General features: G+C 58.6%; 3 protein-coding genes. All 3 read left to right on the top strand.

What is annotated here, in order from left to right:
• The coding region (locus EN991_RS31685) for a hypothetical protein (RefSeq protein ID WP_127370229.1) at positions 1 to 562 on the top strand (562 nt) is incomplete at its 5' end.
• A 181-nt stretch (positions 563 to 743) separates the two neighbouring features.
• On the top strand, positions 744 to 1,952 hold the full coding sequence (locus EN991_RS31680) for a glycosyltransferase family 9 protein (RefSeq protein ID WP_127370228.1): 1,209 nt from the start codon (positions 744 to 746) through the stop codon (positions 1,950 to 1,952).
• 153 nt (positions 1,953 to 2,105) lie between these two features.
• Positions 2,106 to 2,459 (top strand): metalloregulator ArsR/SmtB family transcription factor, encoded by a 354-nt coding sequence (locus EN991_RS31675; RefSeq protein ID WP_082827621.1) that lies wholly within the window; start codon positions 2,106 to 2,108, stop codon positions 2,457 to 2,459.
• The last annotated feature ends 143 nt before the right edge of the window (positions 2,460 to 2,602 follow it).

Below are 2,602 nucleotides of genomic sequence, written 5' to 3'. Positions count from 1 at the left end.
GCTTATAACCGTCAACGCTTCCCAGATTTTGGCGGAAACCTTTGGCCTCGCCGCTCCTGATATGGCGCTGATGCGTCGCGGCATTCTGGTTGGCCAAGGTGAGCAGGACTTCTACAAGCGTGACTTGCTAAAAGGGCGGCAGGCAAAGCATCTGATCGTCCCGATCTGGCCTGACGTGGAGGACAAGCTGAAAGCCGGCTGTCGCACCTTCGATTATCGTTACGAGACCTTGCAGGCGCTTACCAGGTGGCAGCTTGCCAACATCGTCTGGCGGCTTAGCGGCAAATTTCACGTATCCCGCGGCTGGCACCGGAACATCTCCACGGGGGCTTTCGCTGTCATGCTTGCGCGTTTCGCCGGCTTCGCTCCGGTTGTAGTCAGCGGGTTTTCCCTGTCTCAGGCCGGGCATGGATACGATAGCCGAAACGCCTTCCGATATCATGCCGACGAAGATGCGGATTTGCTTCGGCGGGTGGCGAGAAGAGGCGAGCCCATCTACGCGGAAGATAGAGACTTCGCCAGAGAAAGCGGATTGCCGCTTTGGCAGGGACAGAAGCCATGACCACGCCATCCGCAGACCGACAGGCCCCGGTTCCGCTCCTCCCAGGCAGCGAGCGCTGCGTGGGATTGCCTTTTTGTTTGTGGAACAAACGAGAGGTGCATGGGTCGGAGGTTCCAAGGCTGCCGATCCATCGATCACCACAAGCGGCACATGAGCTCTCTTGGACGTTTGTGCGCGCCCAATGACCAACATCCTGCCCCATCGTTTTGACGTGCTGAATATCTCGATGGCTGATCGGCTGGCTGTCAAATCCATTCTGGTTATCCAGGCGAAGTACATCGGGGACGTCATTCTGACCTCTGCGCTTATGCGAAATCTGCGCGTCGCCTACCCACACGCCATCATGGCCATGCTTTGCGCTCCTGGCCTGCGAGACTTGGTGGTCAGCCAGGGTATCGCAGACATAGCCATCGGATTCGACCCTCGAGGTGGTGGTAGAAGCCTAACCAGGCGCTTGAAGGAATATTCAAGCTTGGTCGCTGAGCTCCGCCGCCGAAAATTCGATCTCACCATCGATCTGACCGACTCGAAGACATCGAGGATGCTACACAAGCTGATCGGCGCCCCAATGCGCGTCGGATACGATCCCCCCGAAGTGCCTCTAAAATCTTGGGAAAGTCAGCCTGCCAATATATTTGCTGAAACCTTCGGCCAGGGAGGCGCGCATTACCTGTACCGATATCTTTCGCCGCTGAGAGCGCTCGGGATAACGTCGAGTGAAGTGACACCGAGGCTTGAGCCCACATCCATCGGACGAGGCGCTTCGACCCAGATTCTGGCTCAGAGCAATCTGAATGCAAAAGCTTTCGTCGCGGTGCACGCCGGAGCAAGGTTCGAAGGGCGGTGCTGGCAACCTGAACGGTTCGCCGCAGTGATCGATGAAGTTTATGAAACGACGGGCCTGCGGTCACTGCTGATTGGCGGACCTGACGAGAGCGCAATCGCGCAACGTATCCTGAATGTGGCGGTCTCCCCGTTGGCAAGCGTTGTTGGCAAAGCCTCGCTTGAGACACTAACAGCATTGCTTGCGGACGCGTTTATCTTCCTGGGAAACGAGAGCGGCCCAATGCACTTGGCCGCATCGGTCGGAACTCCAGTTGTGGGCCTCTACGGGCTCACTCCCCCAGATGTCTGGGGCCCAGTTGGCGTGCCTTACCGCACGGTTGAGCCGCCATTGCCTTGCCAGTGTGTTGCTCCCCATTTGTGCAAACCCAACAACCCGGGCGGCGTCTACTGCGTGCACCGATTGCCCGTTGCCAAGGTCGCTCAAGCAACACATGAGTTGATAGAGGCGGTGAGACAACAGGGGAATGCATCCGTCAATTCACCTTCTCCCGGCGGCGACGCGCTGATCCTCCCATCGGCTCAGGATCGGAGCCGGTTGCAGTAATGACCTCGGCATGGGCTTGGCAAGATCGTCCTGCAACGCTCTCATCGGCTCGCGCTTTTGCATGCGCCGCGGCTCGCCCGGGAGGCGCGACGAGACGGGGCCGCCAAGGCGGCTTAATCAGAGTCAACGGGCCGCCCGTCGACTACTCCAAGGTTGACATGGAAGGCCCGTCGATTTAAGTTCGCGTTAGTGGCCACTAACGCGAACTACTGGACTGCGCTCGGAGATTCGACGAGACGAACGATCTTCGAACTGTTGCTCGAACAGCCTTGTTCGGTCAGCGGACTTGCTCGTGCGCTGCCTGTAACCAGACCAGCGGTCTCTCAGCACCTGAAGGTACTCAAGGAGGCCGGGCTTGTTGCCGACACGCGCTCGGGCAAGGAAAGCATATATCGTATCGATCCCGGCGGCCTGGCAAGTCTGCGCGCGGAAGTCGATCAGTTCTGGAGCAAGACCCTGGCGGGCTACAAACTAGTCGTCGAGCCTCCAAAGAAGGACCAGGTATGAGCAAGCATCCTGCTACCGAGCCTGTAAGGCACTCCGTCGTCGTCGAGGCATCTATGGCGCGTGCCTTCAAGGTCTTCACCGAGGATTTCGGCAGGTTCAAACCTCGCGAGCACAATCTTCTCGCAGTGCCCATTGCTGAGACG

The sequence above is a fragment of the Mesorhizobium sp. M7A.F.Ca.US.005.03.2.1 genome (assembly GCF_003997795.1).
GTDB lineage: Bacteria > Pseudomonadota > Alphaproteobacteria > Rhizobiales > Rhizobiaceae > Mesorhizobium > Mesorhizobium ciceri.
This window is presented reverse-complemented; position numbering and strand designations above follow the sequence as displayed.